Consider the following 22,423-nt stretch of genomic DNA (forward strand, 5'->3'; position numbering starts at 1 on the left):
ATATAACATTACACTCAGACCAGGGATGGCAATATCAAATGCGACAATATCAGCAACTCTTAAAGGAAAAAGGAATTAAACAAAGTATGTCAAGAAAGGGCAATTGTCTAGATAATGCAATCATTGAAAACTTCTTTGGAATACTAAAATCGGAGTTGTTTTATCTTAAAAAGTACAACTCTATAAATCAATTAAAAAAAGAGATTAAAGAGTACATATTATATTATAATAACGACAGAATTAAATCAAATTTAAACAAAATGAGCCCGATACAATATCGAGCTCACTATTATCAAAATTAATTATAAATTTGTCTAAACTTTTGGGTGCAGTCTAATCGAGAAGCTTTTTTTTGTTTAATTATTTAATAAATTTTAAAATAACGTATGCTTCATCTCTTTAAAATTTTTTAAAATAATTAAGTCTAATTAATTCATTTGAAAGGGAACTAATTATATAAAAATAATAGCTCTCATTATAAGGAGCTATTATTGTTTTTATTACTTTATTTTTCAGCAATCCAAGCATCGATATTTTTTTCTAACAAGGCTAGTGGCATGACACCTGATTCCAACACTTTTTCATGGAATTTTTTAATGTCAAATCGAGTTCCCATTTTATCCTGTGCTCGTTTGCGCAGCTCCATGATTTTTAATTGCCCTATTTTATAAGACAACGCCTGCCCCGGAATGGCCATATAGCGTTCGATTTCTGTGGTGATACTTGCTTCGCTTTCGGCTTCGTTTGCTAAGGAGTACTTTATGGCTTGTTCTCTGGTCCATCCTTTGCTGTGCAATCCTGTGTCGACAACTAGTCGTACTGCGCGGTGCATTTCGTTTCCTAACATCCCAAAATACTGATACGGATCTTGGTACAAGCCTAATTCTTTTCCTAAACTCTCGGTGTATAATGCCCAACCTTCTCCATAGGCACCAAACCAATTGTATTTTCTAAAATCAGGTAAGTTTGCGTTTTCTTGTTGTAGCGAAATCTGAAAATGATGTCCCGGAATGGCTTCGTGCAAGAATAGATCTTCGTCTCCGTACATATTGTATTCCGTAACATTTGGAATAGGGACATAAAATATCCCCGGACGCGATCCATCAGTAGCTCCTGGGCTGTATTCTGCACTGGCAGTTTGTTCTCTAAAGGCTTCTGTTCTTCTAATTTCAAATTTGGTTTTCGGCTGTAACGAGAATAGCTTGTCTACATTGGGTTTGATAACCGTGTAGATTTTTTCGAAATTGGCAATGACTTCTTCCGGCTTTTTAAACGGTTTTAATGCTGCTTGGTTTCTTACGTAGTCAAAAAATTCGAGTAGTGTTCCTTTGAAACCTACTTGTGTTTTTACTTTTTCCATTTCGGCATTCAAACGCGCCACTTCACTTAATCCCAACTCATGAATTTCCTCAGGAGTCATGCTCGTGGTTGTCCATTGTTTTACATACACAGCATAAAGGTCTTTGCCAAAAGCTAAACTTCCTATTCCGCTAGTTTTGCGAGAAGCGGGTAGGTATTCCTTCTTGAGAAATTCGGCCATTTTCTTGTATTGCGGAATCAGTTTGTTAGTAATGGTTGCCGTATATTTTGCTGTCAAGTCTTTTTTAGTTTCTTCTGAGAAAGCTGCGGGCATGATTTTTATAGCCGAATAAAAGAGATTGTCTTCGATATTCGGCGTTGCCATTTTATCAAACTGCGGAATCACTTTTTCTGTTAGTGATTGCGGTAGAACAGCTCCTTTGTCAATACCTTTTTTCATGTACACCATCGCCGAATCAATCCAAACACTATACAAATCCATTCTTTTCAAGAAATTGGTATAATCTTTTTCAGTTTTAAAAGGTTGGCCACTGCTTCCTCCAGCATATTGTCCCATGGTAAGGTGGGTTCCCCAAAACTGATGAATAGGCATTAAATTAGTGGGTTGGTTCAATAATTCTTTACCCATCGACAGTTCCCATTTTAAGATTTCGTAACTATTCAACTCTTCTGCAGCTAAGCTTTTTTGATCAACAGCATCGATTGTTTTCTGGTATTTATCAAAAAAAGCCATTTGTGATTTTCTATAGCCATCGGTCATTTCAAATTGCAACTGATCGTTGTACTGATTTTGTCCGTTTTGAGTCGCACTTAAAGGATCGAGTGCATTTTTATCATCAAAATAATTTTTAGTAATCGCCGTAAAATCGATGGTTTTTTTAGCATCGTCTTTTTTGCAATTGCTAAACAGCAAGCATACCGCCGAACCTAGTACGATGAGTTGTTTTGTTTTCATATAAATTAGTTTTAGAATAAAGGAAATAGGATTTAAAAAGAATGTATCACGAGCTTGTTCTCAATAATGGGTTACTCAAAAATAGGCAATATTATGATAGCTTTAGGTAGCGCTTTAGTTTAAACTATTTTTAGAATGCGTGGTAAATAAAAAATTCCATTTCGAGAATATCAAAATGGAATTTTTAAAAGCTGTAATAACATTGTTTTTCAAACCAAAAGCATTGCTACGGTTAGCCGTGGTAGACTCTGGAAGCAACAATTTTGTCTTCTCTAATGTCCAGTACTTCGGCTACTAGTACATCAGCTTCGTTGGCTACTGTTCTAATGTATTCCATGAAAACACGGTCTCCATTTGCGGTAAGTGATTTTAATTGGTACTGCAAACTAGGCGTTTTCTCAAATGCATCTTGCCACCAAGCACGCATAGCGTCTCTACCGCTAATTAAACCATTAGTTTCTGGTTGTTCAATTTTTAATCTCGGACTAAAATGTTGGGCGTCATCATCATAAAGCGATAATAATTTTTCAAGCTCTTTGCTGTTGCATGTTTCGATCCACTTAAAAGCGATCGATTGTAATTTTTCTGGGGTCATGGGGTGGGGGCGTTATAAAAAAAAATCCTATTCACGAATGAAAAGGATTTTTCTAATTATATTGTTTTCAAAGTCGGTTATTAAACGTTCTTTAAATTGATAATTTCTTGCTCAGTAAGCAATCTCCAGTTTCCTCTTGGTAAGTTTTTCTTAGTCAAACCTGCAAAAGAAACTCTGTCAATACGCAATACATCGTAGCTAAAGTGTTCAAATATCGAACGAACAACCTTAACGTTTGCTGATCTTAATTTCAAACCTATTTCGCTTTTCGCTTCTCCTTCGATATAGCTAATATCTTCTACAAATACACGGTGTCCGTCAAGAACTAGTCCTTTGTTGATTTTTTCTAAATCTTCAAATTTCAAGTTTTTGTCTAATGAAACGTGGTAAATTTTAGATGATTTGTTGGTAGGTAAAGTAAATTTACGAATCATGTCAGTATCATTGGTAAACAATAATAATCCAGTCGTATTTTTATCCATTCTTCCCACAGCACCAATTTTGGCAGTCGTAGAACCTTTAACCAACTCTAATACGTTACGAAATTCTTGACCTTCGTCAAAAGCAGTCGTGAAGTTTTTAGGTTTGTTTAGTAAGATGTATACTTTTTTCTCTGGAGTCAATGTTGCTCCGTCAAAGTTCACAACATCTCCTGGTTTTACCATGTATCCCATTTCGGTTACAGGAATTCCGTTCACTTTTACTGTCCCTGATGTAATATAAATATCAGCATCACGACGCGAGCAAGCACCAGAATTTGCAATATATTTATTCAAACGAATTTCGTCTTTTACTTTAGGTCTTTTTGGCGCTTGATTTGGTTTTTTCTCAACCTTATCAGTAGCAACTTCGGCTACTTTAGTGTTAACTTTCACTTTCTTTGGCCCTTGAGCGCGCTTCTGCATCGCAGGTTTTGGCTTATTCGAATGTGGTCGTGAGCTATTTGCTCTTCCGCCACTACTCTTATTATTGCCTTCCTTGTTATTCATAATAATCAATAATTTGCGCAAAGATAGTATTTATATAATTGGCAATCAATAACTACTAATTAAAATGCTAAAAGGTTAATGCAGAGTGATGTTAAATAAGTTCTCACAAGTTTTTTTAGGAGCTATTTCCTGCTTTCCGCTATATCTTTTACTTTTTAAAGAAAAAAGTTAAAGGATGCCGCTGCAATCAGGGCTAAGCATTCGATAAAAATAGCGGTTATAATGAAGTAACTATTAGATAAGTAAGAGTAGCTTTTTACCGTTCCACAATACGGTAGGGTTAATCAAAACAATGCAAAATACGCCTGCTACAATCAAGAATTTCAACACATTGTGTAGTAGCAAGTATTGTGCTTTGCTGCTGGCGCTCCATAAATAAAGCGAGAACAAAATCAGGATGATAAAACAGCTGTAAAAATAAATATCCATATAGCCTACGTCATAGACATCGATTAAAACGTAAACGGGGATAATAGTGACTATGATAAGTGCAGTAATAATCTTCTTAGAAACAACTTCTCCATAACGAATAGGGATGGTTTGATAATTGTTAACCAGATCACCTTTTAAATTTTCTAAATCTTTAATCATTTCCCTAATCAACAGTAATAAGAATAAAAAACTCGCATGTGCAAAAATTACCGCAAAGTGTCCTTTGTAATTTTCTATTTCTTCAAAACTAAGGTTGTTGTAATAGTGTAACAAAATAGCAAAAAACGGAATAACTGCCATTATAGCAGCTGTTAGATTTCCTACCACAGGGTATTTTTTGATTTTGTGAGAGTAAAACCAAATCATGAAAATATAAGCCGAGAAGAACAGGAAGGCTTGCCAAGAAGCCCACAGCGCAAGTAAGGCAGCTACGAAGTTCAAGGCAAAATACACTTTTAATTTGGTTGACTGACGCACTAAACGATCTAACATCGATTTGTTAGGTCTATTGATTAAATCCTTTTGGCTGTCGTAAAAATTGTTGATTATATATCCAGAGGCAATAGTAATCGCTGAGGCAAAAACAAGTAGAAATAAATTGAAGTCTAATAAAATAGCAATGGCACGTTTCTCAGGAGCTAAAATAAAAATAGCCGATAAGTATTGTGCTAATATTATAATTGGAATGTTATACCCTCTAATGACTGAGAATAAACTAATTACTTTTTTTAAAAAAAGCTTGCGCTTTCTACTTAATGCCATATATTATTAAAATAATAAAGCTTAAAATCACCAAGAATTTTAAGCTTTAAATTTATGTTTTGTGTTGGATTAAAACTGATAAACTACTTCAAGTTTGTAGTCGTTCAAGGATGCTTTTGCTTTTTCTAAATCTTCTGTAAATCCTAGAATGTAACCACCACCACCTGAACCACAAAGTTTTAAATAGTAATCGTTTGTATCAATCCCTTTTTGCCAAATGGCATGAAACTGTTCTGGAATCATTGGTTTAAAATGACTTAAAACCACTTTAGATAGTTTTTTAGTGTTACTAAACAATGATTTCATGTCCCCACCAAGAAAATTCTCCACGCAAGCATCGGTATGTTTCACAAACTGATTTTTCAACATGGTACGGAACCCTTTGTCTTTCAAGTTTTCCATGAAGATGTTAACCATAGGTGCTGTTTCTCCTACGATTCCAGAATCGATTAAGAAAACGGCTCCTTTACCATCAAAACTTTGATTCGGAATTCCGGTTGCTTCAATATTGTCTTTAGAATTGATCAAAATCGGAATGCTTAAATAACTATTCAAAGGATCTAAACCAGAACTTTTTCCATGGAAGAAACTTTCCATTTGAGAAAAGATAGTTTTCAATTCTAACAATTTTTCTCTCGTTAAATTTTCTAAAACCGTGATTTTGTCTAGAGCGTACTTATCATAGATAGCTGCAACTAATGCACCGCTACTTCCTACACCATATCCTTGAGGAATGCTAGAGTCAAAATACATACCTGATTCGATATCACTTTTTAAAGCAGCTAAGTCAAATGAAACTAGCTCAGGTTGCTCTGTTTGTAAAGTGTCAAGGTAAGTAGCAAAGCGATTCAAACTTGCATTAGAAGCAATTGCTTCTGCCGATGGGTTTTCATCTCTTTTTAAAGCCCCGTTGTAAAAATTATAGGGAATCGATAAACCCTTAGAATCACGAATAATTCCGTATTCTCCAAAGAGTAATATTTTTGAGTAAAATAAAGGTCCTTTCATATTATTTTAAATTAACAATTTGGGGTTGGTAATTATTCTGTTTTTTTAATCTTATTTGGGTCTTGTCTTGTATCGAAAATGCGAAGAATGTTTAAATTTTTTTCGTCAAAGTCATAATACAAGCTTATCTGTTTTGAAACCACACATTTTCGTGTATTTCGTACCATTGATTTTGGAAATAATTCAGGATTTAATCTGATTTTTTCAATATTTTTATTCAACTTCTGTGCGACTTTCTTACGAATACTGATAGACCATTTATTGTCTAGAAATTTAAATAAATCTTCTAACTCATATGTTGCTCGTTTAGAAATCACCACCTTACGCATTAAAGATAGTTGATTATAAAGTCATCCCAAGATGTTGTATTGCCGTTTTTAAAATCTTCAATTCCTTCTTCGATTCCTGCTTTCTCTTCCTGTGTCAACTCCTCCCAAAAATCTTTTTTTTCTTTTGTTAAAAGGGATTTAATAGACGCAATAATTGATTCGTCATTGGTTTGCAATAACCGTTCAATAATTTCCTGTTTTTCTAATTGAATATCCATGCTTAACGCTTTAATCTCATAAAGATACGAAAATTATAATAGGATTGCTCCATTTCCAATTTCGTCACAAATGTACTGCCCATTTTGACAATAGCCAACTAATTCGTCTTTAATAAATTGCAAAACTTTTTCGGTAACGTTTTCGGGGTATAAAACATGCACATTTGCTCCTGCATCAAGGGTAAAACAAACGGGTATTTGGGTTTCATTTCTGAATTTCCAAATTGTATTAATAATCTGCAAGGTGTTTGGTTTCATCAAAATAAAATACGGCATCGAAGTCATCATCATCGCATGCAATGTTAGGGCTTCGCTTTCTACTATTTTAATGAATGCGTCTAAATCCCCGCTCTTAAATATCGCTTTTAAAGCATCTAAATTTTCGTGAGCTTGAGCAAAACGGCTGCTGGCATAAGGATGATTATGCATCAAATCATGACCTACCGTACTTGAGACTTGTTTTTCACCTTTGTCTACCAGTAAAATAGTGTCTTGGTAATTCTTGAAGTTAGCATGGATTTCGTTAGGGAATTCCACACCATATAAATCAGTACTGCCTTCTATGTTCGCTTGTTTTCCCCAAACTACCACCTGTCCTTTTACGCTACGGCAAGCGCTACCTGATCCTAGTCGTGCTAGTAAGGAGGCTTTTTGGTAAAAGTACGCATCAGTCATTGCTGGATTTAGTGCTTTTTCTAAACTTATGAAATTCATGGCTAGCGCAGCCATTCCTGACGCTGATGAAGCAATGCCTGAACTATGCGGAAACGTATTTTGTGTGTCTATCGTAAAATGATACTCTTTTAGAAAAGGAAGGTACACTTCGATTCTTTCTAAAAATTTCTGGATTTTTGGTTTGAAATCTTCTTTCGGTTGCCCTTCAAAAAGCAAGTCAAAAGAGAGACTGTCTTTATTTTCCTTTTTGGCGAAAGCCAACTTAGTAATGGTTTTACAATTGCTCAAAGTAAAACTCACCGATGGATTTGCTGGAATTTGGTTGTCCTTCTTTCCCCAGTACTTCACCAAGGCGATATTACTAGGTGCGCTCCACTGGTACTCACCACTTTCTATAGTTTGAGAATAGGCCGCTGGGATAAAGTCTTTTGCTGTTAACATGAATGGTAAAATTTTCACAAAGATACTTTTTTTGGTGAACACATCAATTGGTTTATTTGTCGAAAACTCTTGAATTTTCATTAATTTTGGTTTCTCAAAGAAATAGAAAAATGAATAAGATTACAAAAATACTTACCGTAGTGGTTACCTGCTTGGCTGTTGGTTACTTATCAAGTACAGTTACAAAATCAGCAATAACAACTTGGTATCCTACCTTAGTGAAACCAAGCTTTAATCCGCCTAATTGGGTTTTTGCGCCAGTGTGGAGCACACTGTATATTATGATGGGAGTAGCGGCAGGACTAGTGTGGAATCGCATTGATTTTGAAAAAGAGATTGTGAGAAAAGCATTGGTTGTATTTGCCGTTCAGCTAGTGTTGAATGCTTTGTGGTCGTATTTATTCTTCGGATTAAAAAACCCTATGCTCGCCGGAATCGAAATCATTATTTTATGGTTGATGATTTTTGAAACGTACACGCAGTTCTCAAAAATTAATAAAATTGCAGGGTACTTATTGTTGCCTTATTTAGCCTGGGTGAGTTTTGCTATGGTTTTAAATGAAAGTATCTGGTGGTTGAATAGGTAGGTTTCAGTCTTGGTTTGCGGTTATTAGTTTGCAGTCTCAGTCTCAGTTTTCAGTTTTCAGTTTCAGCCTGTTCTGTTGTGTGATCAATTAACTATGTTTAGATTTTTAAAGGCGGTGTTTTTTTCGAATAAAAAGTCCATTAAACTCAGGGTATTTTGGTCGGCGGCGATGGTTTTTGATTTAGGGTCAGCATCGCAAAACTGAAGAAAAAGTTCTATTTGATCCGGTTGTAGCATCAAGGTTTTGATATAAAAGTTTTGGTCATAGCTATTTTTGGCAAGGGTGTAGAACGCAATTTCAGGAACTGTTCTTTTAATTGGTTCTTTCTCTTTTTTGAGTTTGTCCACAATAAAACCCACTACTCGTATTACATTCAGTCCCTTATTTATACTTAGATCGTCAACATTTAAAGGTTTTAATTTTCTTTCTTCCCTGTCTGCTTTAATTTCATCTCTTTTTATTTGCTCAATTTTTGTATTTGTTTTCAGTGTAACAGCAGTAGTATTTGTAATTAAAATTTCATTTAACTCTTCCGCTACCAAAGTTACTTTAACTATAAGTTTATCGTTTACTAATAGCGCTGGGTTGAAAGGCAGTTGTTTTAATTCGTGGTTCTTTGATACAAATACCAGTAAATCACCCTTTTTTGCAGAAATAGAAAAATTGCCATCAGCATCGGTCAAAGCGAACTCTTTAGTGTCATAATTAATTACTTCAACATTAGAAAGTACAAATTTATTAAACATCACTGTTCCGTCAATTTTTTGGGAAATACTTTTGATGGAGAACAAGAGGAGTACAATTAATAGATGGTTTGTTCTCATGGGATGTAGTCTTAGGTTTTAGTCTTGGTTTGCGGTTTGCAGTTTTCAGTCTCAGTTTTCAGTTTTCAGTCTCAGTCTTCAGTCTCAGTCTTCAGTCTCAGTCTTCAGTCTCAGTTTCAGTTTGCGGTCACAGTTTTCAGTCTCTGTCTCAGTTTGCAGTCACAGTCTCAGCCTGCTTGTGTGTGGTTAGTTTGCTGTGGCTAGATTTTTAAAGGCGGTTTTTTTTTCGAATAAAAAGTCCATTAAACTCAGCACATTTTGGTTGGCGGCGATGGTTTTTGATTTAGGGTCAGCATCGCAGAATTCTAAGAATAATCCAATCTCTTCGGGTTGTAGGTGTAGTGTTTTTTTGAGATAAACGGTATCACATTTTGATTGGGCAAAATCTTTGAATGCTATTTCAGGTGCTTCTTTTTTGGCGGGTCCTTTATCTTTAAGGAATAGGTCTAGAAGCATTCCGCCTATTCGCATAAAGTCAAGACCATTTACTATTGTTCCTGTATAAACGCCCTGTACTTGCGGAGCAGCAGTTGTTTTTTCTAATGTGTATTGGTCTAATTTAGTTTGTTCCCACTTCTGGTCTGTGCCTAATTTTATTGAAGGTATATTTGTTACGACAACTTCACTCAATTCTACGGCCTTTAAAATTAGATCAACTTCTAACACGCCATTAGTATATAGCAAAGGATTTAGCATCAGTTTTTTTAGTTGGTACTGTTTAGAAACAAAAATCAAAATGTCATTGGTTTTTGCATCGATGGTAAATTCTCCTTTAGCATCTGTAATAGTTAGTTGCCTTGTGTTGGAGTTGATTACTTCCACATTAGGAATCACATAGTTGTTATAGAGAACCGTGCCTTTTACTTTTTGTGAAAAACTATTTAAGGTATGTAAAATAACAACTAGGGAAAGTAGTTTTGTTCTCATAAATTATCGTCTAATAGCTTAACTGTAAAAGTATTAGATTGTTCTTAATGAAAACTTATCAATTGTGTAAATTCTTGTTAATTAATTTTAAGATATTAAATAGCATTCGCTACTATAAACCCACTTGTCCACGCATTCTGGAAATTAAAGCCACCCGTAATCGCATCGATATTGACTATTTCTCCAGCAAAATAAAGATTTGCATGTAGTTTACTTTCCATGGTTTTAAAATTGATTTCTTTTAAATCGATTCCGCCAGCAGTTACAAATTCTTCTTTAAAAGTACTTTTTCCATTGACTTGAAAACTTCCATTTGTTAGTTGATTGGATAGATTTTGCAGTTGCATTTTAGAGAGGTCTGCCCATTTTGTCTCGGAATCAATTCCTGATGCATGTACGAGACTCTCCCACAAACGATTCGGAAAATCAAAAGGGGATTTTTTAGAAACGGCTTTTTTGGCATGTTCTTGCTTGAGTTCTTTTAGTTTTTTCTCGGCTTCATCTGCATCGACATCATTTAGCCAATTCACACTAATAGTAAATTGATAGTTTTTGTCATGCAATATTCTTGCACCCCAAGCGGATAATTTTAAAACCGCAGGACCGCTCATTCCCCAGTGGGTGATTAATAAAGGCCCGGTTGATTCTAGTTTTGTGTCTTTTACCTTCACGGTTGCTAAAGCGGCAACACCTGGCAATTCTTTAATTCTAGGATCTTTGATATTGAAGGTAAACAAAGATGGCACCGGATTCACAATGGCGTGACCATAAGTTTGTAGCATTTCCCAAACTTTAGGGTTGCTTCCAGTAGCTAGAATAAGTTTTTCTGCTACATAATTTTCAGTTTGTGTTTCTATTTTCCAAATGTTTTCTCCCGAAATTTCGGGATTAAAAATAGACTGTACACTTTGTCCTGTCAATACTTTGATGCCTAGTTTTTGAGTGGCTTGCAAAAAGCAATCAATGATCGTTTGTGAGGAATTAGAAACCGGAAACATTCTGCCGTCATCTTCAATTTTTAACTCAACACCATGTTTTTCAAACCAATCGATAGTATCGCCGGAGCAAAATTGGTGAAAAGGACCACGCAATTCTTTCTCTCCACGTGGATAGAATTTTACTAATTCGTTAGGTTCAAAACAGGCGTGCGTCACATTGCAACGACCACCACCAGAGATGCGCACTTTTTGCAAAACTTCGGCACCACGTTCTAGTATGGCCACTTTTAATTTTGGGTTCTTCTCCACGATGTTTATGGCTGTAAAAAAACCTGCTGCACCACCACCTACTATAATTATATCAAAATCTTGATTCATGTTGTTTTTGTTTTTGCTTGAAGCAAAATTTATAATCTATCGGGAAAATCAGAAATGATTCCGTCTACTTTGTATGATTGTATTTTTTTTATGTCTTCGATTTCGTTAACCGTCCAAGGGAAAACTTGAAACCCTGCTTGCTGCATTGCACTAACATTGTATTTTGAAAGCAACTGAAAATCAGGGTTTATCGCTTGCGCTCTTATCTTTTTGGCGAAAGCCAGAGCATCTTCTATATTCGTGTCCGTCAAAACACCAATCGAAATCTCAGGATTCAATGAGCGCACTTTTTCTAAAGTATCCCACTCAAAACTAGAGACGATAAACTGGCTGAATTTCCAATGTTTTTTAGTTATGAATTGCTCGAGGACTGTGACTAATTTGTCAGCCAAATTAGTACTTTTTATTTCGATATTAACAGAGCATTTTCGATCAATAAGATTTAAAACTTCGATTAATGTTGGAATATGCTGCTGTTCTTTGATTCGGAATTGTTGTAATTCCGTACAAGTCAAACTATTTACACAGCCGCTACCATTGGTCGTTCTATCTATAGTTTCGTCATGAATTACCATGATTTCACCATCAGCACTGAGATGTATATCTAATTCGATTTGGTCAACACCTAGCGCTAGTGCTTTTTCAAAACCAATCAAAGTATTCTCAGGTTCGTAACCTTTAGCACCACGATGACCTATTTTGAGCATAGTTTAATTTTTTACAAAGGTAGCTAAAATAAAAAAGCACAAACCGAGTTGGTTTGTGCTTTTAAAGTTTAAAAAGGTGGTGGTATTCTTTGGGAAATCTATTCTTTCAAAAATTTGCAGCATTAGAATTCTGCGGTAATCCTTTTAATCTGCATCCAACTATTGTTTTTCTAAAAGTGCAATGTCAAATGGGGTGTCAAGACTAACTTTTCCGTCTGTTACAGTGACTAATTTTCCAGAGTAAGCATCTATTAATGTAATTCCGTTTGCGAAAATTGATCCAACAGATAACTCTTTTTTGCCTATTGGTAAATTTAGTCCCACGACTACTTGATCCGTGTACTTGTCGTTATAGAAAGTTCTCGAAAATGTATATGGTTGTGCGGTAATCTCTTGATGTACACCGGCTCCAATTGATGGGTGATTTTTTCTAAACTGTCCTAGTTTTTGCCAATGCAAAAGCGCTTCTTGAGTTGCTTTGTCTGACTTAATATCTTCCCAGTTCATGAATGAGCGCAAAGTTGCATCACCTTCAGTTCCTTCAACAACAAGTGAACGTGCCGATTCATCTCCATAAAAAACCTGCGCTAATCCTGGCGAAAGCAATAATTTTGTTGCCGTTTCTTTGTTCTTAGTTCTATTAGCGTCAAACGGACTTCCATCATCATGAGACGATAAGTAGTTTAAAACACTGTGTCCTTTTAATTCACCATTTAAGGCATTAGAATATTTAGAGAATATAAATTCGTACCCTTTTAATGCATCCGATTTGAATTCGAAATTGATCATATTGCTAAAACCATTGTCGTAATAATTGACTTTTTTATCTCCAAAATCAAAATATTTTCCAGCACTAATATTATAATTGTACACTTCGGAGATGGTATAAAATGGGTTGTTGTCTAATACTTTTGTTGGATTGTTTTTCTTCCAAGTGGCAAAAGCATAATCACATTGCGTTTTAAAGTCGCTCCAAACACTCAAATTGGTGTGTTTAACCGTATCGGCTCTGTAGCCATCAATTCCGTAAGTGACGATGTAATCTGTCAACCATTTAATAATGTAGTTTTTTGAAGTTCTTGGATATCCTGTTCTCTTAAAAAAGGCATCAAGTGAAGCGACTTCTTTTTCGTAACGGCCTTCTGCTTTCCATTTTTGGATTAAAAAAGGAGGGAGGGCAACCTCTTGATTGCTTTCGGTTTTAATATCTGGTAAGTTCTTCACTAAAGTGCAAGCCGTTGTAGTTTCAAATGTTTTGTAATCACATTCGGGATCTGTTCGTACCCAATCTTGTGGCCATACCGAATCCTCAGGAGTTACCGGCCCGGTGTGATTAATTACGCCATCAAGAATAATTCTTATTCCGTGAGCATGTGCTTTTTCAACTAATGCTGCAAGATCATCTTTAGTTCCAAAATTAGGATCTAATGCCGTCCAGTCTCTCGTCCAGTATCCATGAAACGCATAACTGTACCCTGTTCCTTCATCAACACCATCGTGAATTTGCTCTACTATTGGTGTAAACCAAATCGCATTTATCCCCAGTTTGTCAAAATATCCCTCGTCAATTTTTTGCGAAATTCCTTTGATGTCACCACCTTGAAAACCACGCAATTTGCCGCTAGTTTTAGTTCGGTTGTAATTCTGGTCATTTGCTGTGTCTCCGTTATTAAAACGATCAGTCATTAAAAAATAGACACTTGCCGCTTCCCAAATGAATGGCGTTTTGGTTTCTTTTTTAGTTGTAGAAACCATTTTTGAGCTGCTACAACTTGCTAAAAATGCTAGAGCAAATAATAGCACATATGTATTTTGTTTTTTCATGTTGCTAATATTGAATGTTTATTTTTTGTGATGATTCTTTTGTCCATTTTACTGGAATGTTAAGTTGGTTGCTTGCCGCTGTCCAAGTGAAATCAATCACTTTATTGTTTTGTTTTATCTTCTTTGGTTTTTTTGCGCTGTTGTGAATTACAAGTACGATGTCACGATCAATACTTTCATAATTTGCGCCTATTTGAGACTTTAAGTCTATAGTCAATTTACTGTTTTTATTTGTTCCCGTAAAATGTAAAATTTCAAAATTTCCTTTCTCGAAAGCTTCTGGTGTTTTACCATCATCGTTGTACATTTTACCAGTGCTTACTTTTAGATCGTTGTCCTTGTAATAATGCAGTGTTAGTTTTGAAGTAGTGTAATCACGTGTCGTTTGTACCAAATCTGCCATGGGGATAAAAGCACCGCCTCGTACAAATACCGGAATGTGCTCAGGTACTACTTTAATGTTTTCTGTGCTTGCTGCCGCATATTTCTTGTCAGAGTAAAAGTCGAACCAATTGCTGCTTTTAGGAAAATAAATTGTTTTTTCAGTTGTTCCAGCATGTGTAATAGGAGTAACGAGAAAGTCATTTCCCCATAAGTAGGTTTCGTTTACTTGTTGGATAACGGTATCATTAGGTTCTTCAAAAAGCAGCGGACGCATTAATGGTGTTCCTTTTTGATTGTTTTCGAAAGCGATAGTGTAATTGTACGGAATCATTTGGTAGCGTAATTCGATGGCTTTGCGCGTTCTGTTTTTTGTGATTTCGTCTTTAAAAATCGGTTCAGATGGAACGTCTTCCTGAGCATGTGGACGAAAAACAGGTTGGAAAACGCCATATTGCAACCAGCGTGTGTACAATTCATTGTCATCCGTTGCTCCAGCAAAACCACCCAAGTCAGAGTGCATGTATCCCATACCTTGCATTCCCATTTGAAGTGCAATTTCTGTTTGTGCTTGCAATCCGCCCCAAGAACGACTAACATCTCCTGACCACGGAATCATACCGTATCTTTGGGATCCAGAGTATCCTGCGCGCATTAAAATAAAAGGTCTTTGATTTGTAAAATCCTTTTTATAACCGTCCAGAACAAGTTTTGCCCAATTGTGGCCATAGATATTATGAACTTCATCTGCTTTTCCAGCAGCGGTAATTGCTTCAGACGGAAAAACTTCGGGTTCGCCAAGATCACCCCACAATCCAGCAACGCCTTGATTGATTAAATTTTTATAAATATCCCAAAACCATTGCTTGCCTTCGGGTTTAAAAATATCGATGATTCCAGTATTTCCAAAATAGAAATCGTAGGTAAATGGTTGACCAAGGCTATCCGTGGCTAAGATTTTTTTATCAACTGCTTCTTGCCATTTGCTTGAAGTAGTTAAAATAAAAGGTTCAGTGATTAGAATTGTTTTGACGCCTGCTTTCTCAAGATTGGCAATCATATTTGTAGGCTCAGGAAAACTTTCTTTATCCCATTCCAGGTTTCCCATAGTTCCTTGAACTGTTTTTCCGAACCAGTATAAATCCAGAATTACAGCGTCTACAGGAATTTTTTCATCTCTAAATTTTTGAATTGTTGCTTCGGTTTCAGCTTGGGTGTGGTAACCAAAACGACTGGCAAAATTACCAAATGCCCAGCGTGGAGGCAGGGGTTGTTTTCCAGTTAAGTTGGTGTAGCTGTCTATCAAGTCAGTCCAACTGTCGGCTGCGATAACTTGATAGGTTTTTCGGCCAGATATTGTTTCGTATGCTAATATGTTGTCTTTTTTACTGTCTAAATCTAAGTATCCAATCGCGGCATTGTCAAAATGGACTGCGTAGATTTTTGATGACATCACTAGTGGCATGGTAAAATTCATTAATTCTGAATGTGTTTCATAACCGTAATGTGCACGATTGTACAATTGCAATCGGTTCCCACGGCGGTTCATTCCTAAAACGCGTTCGCCTGTACCATAAAGCATTTCGGTCTTATCTAAATTAAAATCGAGCACTTCAGTGCTGTCTTTTTTTACATAGCCATTTTTCTCAGAAAGTAGTGCTTTGGACTTATAGAAATAATTAATTTGGAAAGGAGATTTGGTTACCGTAACCGCAATTCCTTGAGTAGACAAAACGATTTGTGTATTTGTTTCTTTTACTTTAGCAATGTTGTTTTCAGGTTCAAGAACAACTGCGTGCGATGTTGCGTTTGGCTTATTTTTTTCGAATGTTGGAATAAAAGTAGTCGCTACAATTTTGTCAGAATATGCAGTGATACTATAGTTACCATCTGAAGTTGTTATATCTAATGTGTTGTGGTTGTAACTGCTGTTTTTAAATTTTCGGTCTGCATTTTGCGCAAATGAAAATGTGATTGTAAAAACCAGTAGTAAGATGCTGAGAAGGAATTTGTTCATAGTACTTTTTTTTAGCCCTGATAGGACCGATATCCTCGTAACGTAGTGAAGAGATAAAGGGGATAGCAGGAAATAGCTTCTAATAATTACAAGCAAAAAATAGTGTTGTTGCTACTTGAAATGTTCAAAGTAGGCGAGAATTATAAATAATATTGAGACATTACGTACTTTGAAAAAATCATTTGGGTAATGCCTCGATATCATTTATTCATTGGGAATTTTATGCTGTAGCATGTTCGTTTGCGCGTACTAGCACCGGTTGGTCATTTACATAAACGGTTAAATCTTGCGAACCTTCAAGCGTGATTTGAGTTTCGTTATGGTTTATAATTACTTTCAAAATTTGGTTTCTAAAATTAATTTTGAACGAATAACCATCCCATTCTTTAGGAATTTTTGGGGAGAAATGTAGTGTGTCATTCTTAACACGCATTCCGCCAAAACCTTCAACAATACTCATCCAAGTTCCTGCCATCGAAGTGATGTGGCAACCCTCTTCAACCTCTTTGTTGTAATCATCAAGATCCAACCTAGATGTTCTTAAATAGAACGTGTACGCCATGTCCATTTTGTCTAACAATGCTGCTTGAATAGAGTGTACGCAAGGCGAAAGCGAACTCTCATGCACTGTGAATGACTCGTAAAAATCAAAGTTTTTATTCAGCTCTTCTTTAGAGAAATGATCTTCAAAAAAGTAGAAACATTGCAGAACATCGGCTTGTTTTATGTATGGCGAACGCAACACTCTATCCCATGACCATTTTTGATTGATGGGTCTTTGTGAAGGATCTAGATCTTTTACAGGAACCAAATCTTTGTCTAAAAAGTTGTCTTGCTGCAAGTAGATTCCTAGTTCTTTTGATTTAGGGAAATACATGTTATCAGCTACTTTTTTCCATTCTTGGATTTCGCTATCACTTAATTTTACTTTCTCGATGATTCGCTTATGATCAGAAGCATATTCTAATGATACTTTTTGAATTTGTTCGAAAGCATAATCAATACACCATTTTGCAATGTAATTAGTGTAGAAATTATTGTTGATATTGTTTTCATATTCATTAGGACCCGTAACTCCAAGAATCACATATTGGTTTTTGGCTGTCGAAAAAGAAGCTCTTTGATGCCAGAAACGAGCGATGGCAATCAATACTTCTAAACCTTTTTCGGGAATATAAGAGTAGTCGCCTGTAAAACGGTGGTAGTTGAAAATGGCAAAAGCGATGGCGCCATTTCTATGAATTTCTTCATGAGTGATTTCCCATTCGTTATGACATTCTTCCCCGTTCATCGTCACCATAGGGTAGAGGGCAGCACCGTTTTTAAAGCCTAAATTTTTCTCGGCATTTTCAATAGCTTTGTCTAATTGGTTGTAACGATACGTCAATAAATTACGTGCTACTTGCTGGTCTTTTGTCGCCATGTAAAAAGGAATACAATACGCCTCTGTGTCCCAGTAGGTAGAGCCACCATATTTCTCGCCAGTAAATCCTTTTGGACCAATATTTAAACGACTGTCCTTACCTAAGTAGGTTTGGTTTAATTGAAAAATGTTAAAACGAATTCCCTGTTGTGCTTTTACATCGCCATCAATTGTAATGTCTGACATTTCCCAAATCTTTGCCCAAGCAGCAATTTGGTCTTGTAATAATTGATTATATCCTTTGGCTAGAGCCGCTTGAATTGCTTTTTCGGCAGCTGTTTGCGTGTTGTTGTGATTTAAAGAAACCGTGTAACCAGCGATTTTTTGGATCGAAGACGTTTTTCCTTTAGCCACAATCACTGCATACAAACTTTGAATTTTGTCTGAGGTAGTATTGAAATTTGTTGGAGAAAGATTCAAGTTTTTACCATTTTCGAAAACGCTATTGTGCATAAAAGTAGTCACCTTAAAATGCGTCTTGAAAGTTTGTGCCGTTACATAGGCTTCGTTTCCAGAATGTTTAACTTCTAATGGCTCCCAGAATTTCTCGTCCCAGTTGGCATCTTCATTTGTAACACCTGCATCTACATAAGGTTTGTAAACAATTTTGGCATCTTTATTAAGAGGTGTAATTTCGTAATGAATAGCTCCAACCTCATCTAAATCAAGAGATAAAAAGCGCATTACATTTATGGCAACTTCAGTTCCGTTTTTTAAGGTAGCTTCAAGAGAGCGGCTATACCAACCCTCTTTCATATTCAACTCTCTACGAAAATTTTTAACGTTAGTACACGCATTTAGATCGAAAAGCTCATCGTTGATTTCGATTTCGATTCCAATCCAATTGGGTGCATTCAGCACTTTTGCAAAATATTCAGGATAGCCATTTTTCCACCAGCCTACTTTTGTTTTGTCTGGATAGTAGATTCCGGCGATGTAACTTCCTTGAAAAGTGTCTCCAGTATATGTCTCTTCAAAATTGGCACGTTGCCCCATGGCGCCGTTCCCAATACTGAACAAACTTTCAGATGATTTTACACGCTCTACATCAAATCCTTCTTCAATGATAGACCAGTTATTTGGTTTTATATAATCTTGATTCATTTTTTCTTTTGTTTAAAGTTTAAGCATAACTTGTCCTAAAGACGGCTTTACTTTTCTTCCTTTTATCAATTATTTTTTAATCAAGTCTTCGACGAAACTTGTTTCCATTTGGCTGAAGTTGGCAAAAATGTGCTGCGCTTCAAAGAGTGTTTTTTTGTCTCCAATCCCAATGCTGGTCATTTTTGCGATATTTGCAGCTTGCACACCAGCAACCGAATCTTCAAATACGATCGCATCATGAGCTGGAATTTGCAATAGCTGAGCAGCAATAAGGAATACTTCAGGATCTGGCTTGGCGTTAGTAACATCATTCCCGTCAACAATTGCGTCAAAATAATGTAGAATTCCTGTTTTTTCTAAAATAGGTCTTGCATTTTTACTTGCAGATCCAAGAGCTATTGGTTGGTTGTTTTGTTTCAGAAATTCTAAAACGGCTAATACACCAGGAAGGAGTTCGCTTTGATCCATATCTACCAAGTAAGTAAGATATTCTTCATTTTTTTGAACGAGCCACTTGTTTTTATCTTCTTGTGAAGCTTCGACATTTCCTAGTTCTAAAATGATATCCAAAGAACGCACACGGCTAACGCCTTTAAGAAGTTCGTTATGCTCTAGTGTGAACTCGATATTTAATTCTTGGGCAATTTTTTGCCACGCTAAAAAGTGGTATTTGGCGGTATCGACAATGACTCCATCAAGGTCGAATATAAATGCTTTTTTACGCATGTTTGTTGGAATTTTAATGTAATGTGTAATTGAGAAAGCTGTTATCTCCTATTGAAAAATAGTCAAGTAGTGTATTTAAATTATCGTTTTACGACATCATCAACATCTTTTACTTTAGCTACAAGTGCAGCCGCAATAAGGAAACTTACACCACTAGTAACTAGTGCAAATATGGCATCATCATTGTATAGATATTTGACTAATGGACCACCAATTAAGGCGTTGATAATTTGCGGAATCACTATAAAGAAATTGAAAATCCCCATGTAAACTCCCATTTTTAAAGGCGATATCGATCCAGCTAATATTGCGTACGGCATGGATAATATACTTGCCCATGCGATTCCTACACCAACCATAGAAAGAATTAACCAATCTTCGTTAGGCATAAAATACATTGAGATCAATCCGATACCTCCAATACTTAGTGAAATAGAGTGAGTGAGTTTTCTACCAATTTTTTTAGCGATGTATGGTAAAGCAAAAGCATAAAAAGCAGAAACAAGATTGTAGATCCCAAAAAGGACACCAACCCAGTCACCAGCATTTTGATAGGCTTCGCTTTTACTATCGTTGATAGGCAAACCATAAATGTGATGTGCGATAGCAGGAGTAGTAAAAACCCACATCCCAAAAAGTCCAAACCATGAGAAAAACTGTACCCAGCTTAACTGCCTCATAGTGGTTGGCATTTTTCTAAAATCTTCAAAAATATCTAGAAGGCTAGATTCTTTTTCGATTACAACAGTATCTTGATGCGCTTGCTCATCTTCAAACTGTGCTAGTTCTTCAGGGGAATATTCCTTAGTGGTAAAAATGGTTACTAGTATCGAACTAATTAAGATTACTGCACCAATCACAAACGAAAGGATCAAGTGCATAGGAACGCCACCATCTTCATCTCTATTAGAAACTCCAAACCAGTTAGTCAAGACATAAGGAAGCCACGAACCAATTACGGCTCCAAAACCAATTAGGGCAGTTTGAACGCTAAATCCTAATGTACGTTGATCTGTTCTTAGATTGTCACCTACTAAAGCTCGGAAAGGTTCCATAGCAATATTAAAGGAAGCATCCATAATCATGAGCATACCAGCTCCAACCCATAAGGCAGGGAGTAGTGCGATAAAAATTTCGGCTTGTGGCATTAATATCAGTCCCACTGAGGCTAATACTGCACCTACTAGAAAGAAAGGTTTTCTTCGTCCAAATTTCCCCCAAGTCTTATCACTATAGTGACCTATTATGGGTTGGACAATTAAGCCCATCAAAGGAGCAATAATCCAAAACCAAGAAAGTTCGTGGACATCGGCACCAAAAATTTGAAGAATTCTACTAGCGTTCGCATTTTGAAGGGCAAAACCCATCTGTATTCCCAGAAAACCAAAACTCATGTTCCAGATTTCCCAAAAACTTAATTTACGCTTTTCCATTATCGTAATTTAAATATTAATACGATAAGCGCGATGCTTATCAAAACTTAACTTGTTTTTCGAAGTAAAAGTAAAAGCTTTGATTGGGGTAAATGTAGAAATTTATTTCAAACATTTGTTTTTTGGATCTAAAAAAATCTAAAGATTAACAACTACAAGGTTGTAGTAATGAATAGTATAGCGGTAAAATATTAATTTGTTGATTCTCTTTCGACCAAATGGGTTTCTATAACCTCTGTTTTGTAATTTTCATCTTCCTCTTCGTCATCCTTATGTTCTAGTTCTAAACGTTCTATTAACATTTTTGCTGCCCTATTTCCCATTTTCTTACCACTTTGACTTACAGTGGTAATTGTAGGAGTCGAATATTTAGAGATAATTCCATCAGTAAAAGCGATAACGGCTAGATCCTCTGGAACGTTTAATCCCATTTTGTTTGCCGCTTTAATACTCGTTACAGCAAAAAGTTCGTTCACAGCAAAAACAGCATCGATCGCTTTGTCCTCCAGTAGTTTACCAATAATTACTTCACAGGTGTCTACATCTTCAATCTTGATGATGAGGTTTTCATTAAAAGGTAAGCCGTTATCAAGTAATGCTTTAGTATATCCATCCGTGCGTAGTTTCCCCACACTAACGTAATCGACTGTTGTGACTAGTGCAATTTTCTTTCGACCTTTGTCAATCAAACTTTGCACCGCTTCATAAGCTGCGGATTTGTCGTCGATAATCACCTTGTCACACAAAATTTCACTAGTGACACGATCAAACATAACCACTGGCATTCCTTGATTGATCACTTCGGTGATGTGATGAAAATCTCCTTTTAACTGTGTCTCCTTAGAAAGAGACATGATAAAACCATCAATACTACCATTAGCAAGCATTTCCATATTTCGAACTTCCTTATCGAATGAATCGTCAGACAAACAAATGATTACGCTGTATCCATTTTCATTTGCTACTTGTTCGATACCATTAATAACTGTAGAGAAAAAGTAGTGTACAATCTCTGGAATGATAATCCCGATTGTCTTCGTTTTTCGGTTTTTTAAACTTAAGGCAATATTATTGGGTTTATAATTATAGAATTTGGCAAACGCTTGCACTTTTAGTCGCGTTTCCTCTCCAATTTCTAAACTGTTTCTAAGCGATTTTGAAACGGTTGAAATAGAAACATCTAGTTCCTTTGCAATTTGTTTAAGCGTTACTTTTCTTTTCATAATAATAAAACTGATAATAGTTATTTTCGTAATAAAGGTATGTTTTGTTTTTATTAATGACAATTTTACCTTTAAAAAATTGGATTATTCAGAAAGTTTTCAACACTATTACGTTTTCGTAAACCTATCTGAGATGCGCTTTGTCGAGAGTGTCAAAATTTACATAATTTTAACATTCGAAGTAAGAGTAAAGTTCAAATAAAACTA

The 22,423-nt window shown here is 35.9% G+C and carries 20 protein-coding genes; 2 read left to right on the top strand and 18 right to left on the bottom strand.

Annotated elements, in window-relative coordinates; genetic code table 11:
• A partial coding sequence (locus tag H603_RS0108730; protein ID WP_026708226.1) for an IS3 family transposase occupies positions 1-302 on the top strand: 302 nt, incomplete at its 5' end.
• A gap of 203 nt (positions 303-505) precedes the next feature.
• Here the strand turns inward: H603_RS0108730 and H603_RS0108735 are convergent.
• The 8 genes from H603_RS0108735 to H603_RS0108770 all read right to left on the bottom strand — a co-directional run bounded on the left by H603_RS0108735 (position 506) and on the right by H603_RS0108770 (position 7,724).
• On the bottom strand, positions 506-2,275 hold the full coding sequence (locus H603_RS0108735) for a DUF885 domain-containing protein (protein ID WP_026708227.1): 1,770 nt from the start codon (positions 2,273-2,275) through the stop codon (positions 506-508).
• Positions 2,276-2,507: 232 nt separating this feature from the next.
• Complete coding sequence (locus H603_RS0108740) at positions 2,508-2,870, bottom strand: nuclear transport factor 2 family protein (protein ID WP_026708228.1); 363 nt, start codon at positions 2,868-2,870, stop codon at positions 2,508-2,510.
• Between the two features lie 80 nt (positions 2,871-2,950).
• Positions 2,951-3,859, bottom strand: coding sequence for a pseudouridine synthase (locus H603_RS0108745; RefSeq protein ID WP_026708229.1), 909 nt, complete (start codon positions 3,857-3,859; stop codon positions 2,951-2,953).
• 234 nt (positions 3,860-4,093) lie between these two features.
• Entirely contained in the window at positions 4,094-5,053 is a 960-nt protein-coding gene (locus tag H603_RS0108750; RefSeq protein WP_026708230.1) for a geranylgeranylglycerol-phosphate geranylgeranyltransferase, read from the bottom strand.
• A gap of 69 nt (positions 5,054-5,122) precedes the next feature.
• The gene (locus H603_RS0108755; RefSeq protein ID WP_026708231.1) at positions 5,123-6,061 is read right to left on the bottom strand and encodes a mevalonate kinase family protein; all 939 of its coding nucleotides are present in this window, start codon (positions 6,059-6,061) and stop codon (positions 5,123-5,125) included.
• A gap of 32 nt (positions 6,062-6,093) precedes the next feature.
• A complete protein-coding gene (locus H603_RS0108760; protein WP_026708232.1) occupies positions 6,094-6,390 on the bottom strand; it encodes a type II toxin-antitoxin system RelE/ParE family toxin in 297 nt (98 codons plus the stop codon).
• Positions 6,390-6,608 (bottom strand): hypothetical protein, encoded by a 219-nt coding sequence (locus H603_RS0108765; RefSeq protein WP_026708233.1) that lies wholly within the window; start codon positions 6,606-6,608, stop codon positions 6,390-6,392. Before H603_RS0108765 ends, H603_RS0108760 begins: the two co-directional genes overlap by 1 nt.
• A 33-nt stretch (positions 6,609-6,641) precedes the next feature.
• Complete coding sequence (locus H603_RS0108770) at positions 6,642-7,724, bottom strand: diphosphomevalonate/mevalonate 3,5-bisphosphate decarboxylase family protein (RefSeq protein WP_026708234.1); 1,083 nt, start codon at positions 7,722-7,724, stop codon at positions 6,642-6,644.
• A 110-nt stretch (positions 7,725-7,834) separates the two neighbouring features.
• On the opposite strand from H603_RS0108770, the gene H603_RS0108775 reads away from it, so the two are divergent.
• Complete coding sequence (locus tag H603_RS0108775) at positions 7,835-8,311, top strand: TspO/MBR family protein (protein WP_026708235.1); 477 nt, start codon at positions 7,835-7,837, stop codon at positions 8,309-8,311.
• 83 nt (positions 8,312-8,394) lie between these two features.
• Here H603_RS0108775 and H603_RS0108780 read toward each other — a convergent pair whose 3' ends face one another.
• The 10 genes from H603_RS0108780 to H603_RS0108825 form a co-directional block, all read right to left on the bottom strand.
• Complete coding sequence (locus tag H603_RS0108780) at positions 8,395-9,057, bottom strand: hypothetical protein (protein WP_026708236.1); 663 nt, start codon at positions 9,055-9,057, stop codon at positions 8,395-8,397.
• A 264-nt stretch (positions 9,058-9,321) separates the two neighbouring features.
• The gene (locus H603_RS0108785; RefSeq protein WP_026708237.1) at positions 9,322-10,062 is read right to left on the bottom strand and encodes a peptidase associated/transthyretin-like domain-containing protein; all 741 of its coding nucleotides are present in this window, start codon (positions 10,060-10,062) and stop codon (positions 9,322-9,324) included.
• 95 nt (positions 10,063-10,157) lie between these two features.
• On the bottom strand, positions 10,158-11,378 hold the full coding sequence (locus H603_RS0108790) for a BaiN/RdsA family NAD(P)/FAD-dependent oxidoreductase (RefSeq protein WP_026708238.1): 1,221 nt from the start codon (positions 11,376-11,378) through the stop codon (positions 10,158-10,160).
• A gap of 29 nt (positions 11,379-11,407) precedes the next feature.
• The gene (locus H603_RS0108795; protein ID WP_026708239.1) at positions 11,408-12,085 is read right to left on the bottom strand and encodes a glycerophosphodiester phosphodiesterase; all 678 of its coding nucleotides are present in this window, start codon (positions 12,083-12,085) and stop codon (positions 11,408-11,410) included.
• Positions 12,086-12,244: 159 nt separating this feature from the next.
• On the bottom strand, positions 12,245-13,909 hold the full coding sequence (locus H603_RS0108800; RefSeq protein WP_026708240.1) for an alpha-amylase family glycosyl hydrolase: 1,665 nt from the start codon (positions 13,907-13,909) through the stop codon (positions 12,245-12,247).
• Between the two features lie 4 nt (positions 13,910-13,913).
• Entirely contained in the window at positions 13,914-16,307 is a 2,394-nt protein-coding gene (locus H603_RS0108805) for a glycoside hydrolase family 31 protein (protein WP_026708241.1), read from the bottom strand.
• A gap of 220 nt (positions 16,308-16,527) precedes the next feature.
• On the bottom strand, positions 16,528-18,834 hold the full coding sequence (locus H603_RS0108810) for a glycoside hydrolase family 65 protein (protein ID WP_026708242.1): 2,307 nt from the start codon (positions 18,832-18,834) through the stop codon (positions 16,528-16,530).
• 69 nt (positions 18,835-18,903) lie between these two features.
• Positions 18,904-19,560 carry a beta-phosphoglucomutase gene (gene pgmB / locus H603_RS0108815; RefSeq protein ID WP_026708243.1) on the bottom strand — a complete coding sequence of 219 codons (657 nt, stop codon included), beginning with the start codon at positions 19,558-19,560 and terminating at the stop codon, positions 18,904-18,906.
• Positions 19,561-19,640: 80 nt separating this feature from the next.
• Positions 19,641-20,993 (bottom strand): MFS transporter, encoded by a 1,353-nt coding sequence (locus H603_RS0108820; RefSeq protein WP_026708244.1) that lies wholly within the window; start codon positions 20,991-20,993, stop codon positions 19,641-19,643.
• Between the two features lie 191 nt (positions 20,994-21,184).
• Positions 21,185-22,216, bottom strand: a complete 1,032-nt coding sequence (locus tag H603_RS0108825) for a LacI family DNA-binding transcriptional regulator (protein WP_026708245.1) — start codon at positions 22,214-22,216, stop codon at positions 21,185-21,187.
• Positions 22,217-22,423 lie beyond the last annotated feature (207 nt).

Origin of the sequence: Flavobacterium frigidarium DSM 17623 (assembly GCF_000425505.1) — a bacterium.
GTDB lineage: Bacteria > Bacteroidota > Bacteroidia > Flavobacteriales > Flavobacteriaceae > Flavobacterium > Flavobacterium frigidarium.

Coding starts and splice junctions, on each gene's coding strand:
- H603_RS0108735 (WP_026708227.1), bottom strand. CDS start 2,275: ATGAAAACAAAACAACTCATCGTACTAGGTTCGGCGGTATGCTTGCTG.
- H603_RS0108740 (WP_026708228.1), bottom strand. CDS start 2,870: ATGACCCCAGAAAAATTACAATCGATCGCTTTTAAGTGGATCGAAACA.
- H603_RS0108745 (WP_026708229.1), bottom strand. CDS start 3,859: ATGAATAACAAGGAAGGCAATAATAAGAGTAGTGGCGGAAGAGCAAAT.
- H603_RS0108750 (WP_026708230.1), bottom strand. CDS start 5,053: ATGGCATTAAGTAGAAAGCGCAAGCTTTTTTTAAAAAAAGTAATTAGT.
- H603_RS0108755 (WP_026708231.1), bottom strand. CDS start 6,061: ATGAAAGGACCTTTATTTTACTCAAAAATATTACTCTTTGGAGAATAC.
- H603_RS0108760 (WP_026708232.1), bottom strand. CDS start 6,390: ATGCGTAAGGTGGTGATTTCTAAACGAGCAACATATGAGTTAGAAGAT.
- H603_RS0108765 (WP_026708233.1), bottom strand. CDS start 6,608: ATGGATATTCAATTAGAAAAACAGGAAATTATTGAACGGTTATTGCAA.
- H603_RS0108770 (WP_026708234.1), bottom strand. CDS start 7,724: ATGTTAACAGCAAAAGACTTTATCCCAGCGGCCTATTCTCAAACTATA.
- H603_RS0108775 (WP_026708235.1), top strand. CDS start 7,835: ATGAATAAGATTACAAAAATACTTACCGTAGTGGTTACCTGCTTGGCT.
- H603_RS0108780 (WP_026708236.1), bottom strand. CDS start 9,057: ATGTTTAATAAATTTGTACTTTCTAATGTTGAAGTAATTAATTATGAC.
- H603_RS0108785 (WP_026708237.1), bottom strand. CDS start 10,062: ATGAGAACAAAACTACTTTCCCTAGTTGTTATTTTACATACCTTAAAT.
- H603_RS0108790 (WP_026708238.1), bottom strand. CDS start 11,378: ATGAATCAAGATTTTGATATAATTATAGTAGGTGGTGGTGCAGCAGGT.
- H603_RS0108795 (WP_026708239.1), bottom strand. CDS start 12,085: ATGCTCAAAATAGGTCATCGTGGTGCTAAAGGTTACGAACCTGAGAAT.
- H603_RS0108800 (WP_026708240.1), bottom strand. CDS start 13,909: ATGAAAAAACAAAATACATATGTGCTATTATTTGCTCTAGCATTTTTA.
- H603_RS0108805 (WP_026708241.1), bottom strand. CDS start 16,307: ATGAACAAATTCCTTCTCAGCATCTTACTACTGGTTTTTACAATCACA.
- H603_RS0108810 (WP_026708242.1), bottom strand. CDS start 18,834: ATGAATCAAGATTATATAAAACCAAATAACTGGTCTATCATTGAAGAA.
- pgmB (WP_026708243.1), bottom strand. CDS start 19,560: ATGCGTAAAAAAGCATTTATATTCGACCTTGATGGAGTCATTGTCGAT.
- H603_RS0108820 (WP_026708244.1), bottom strand. CDS start 20,993: ATGGAAAAGCGTAAATTAAGTTTTTGGGAAATCTGGAACATGAGTTTT.
- H603_RS0108825 (WP_026708245.1), bottom strand. CDS start 22,216: ATGAAAAGAAAAGTAACGCTTAAACAAATTGCAAAGGAACTAGATGTT.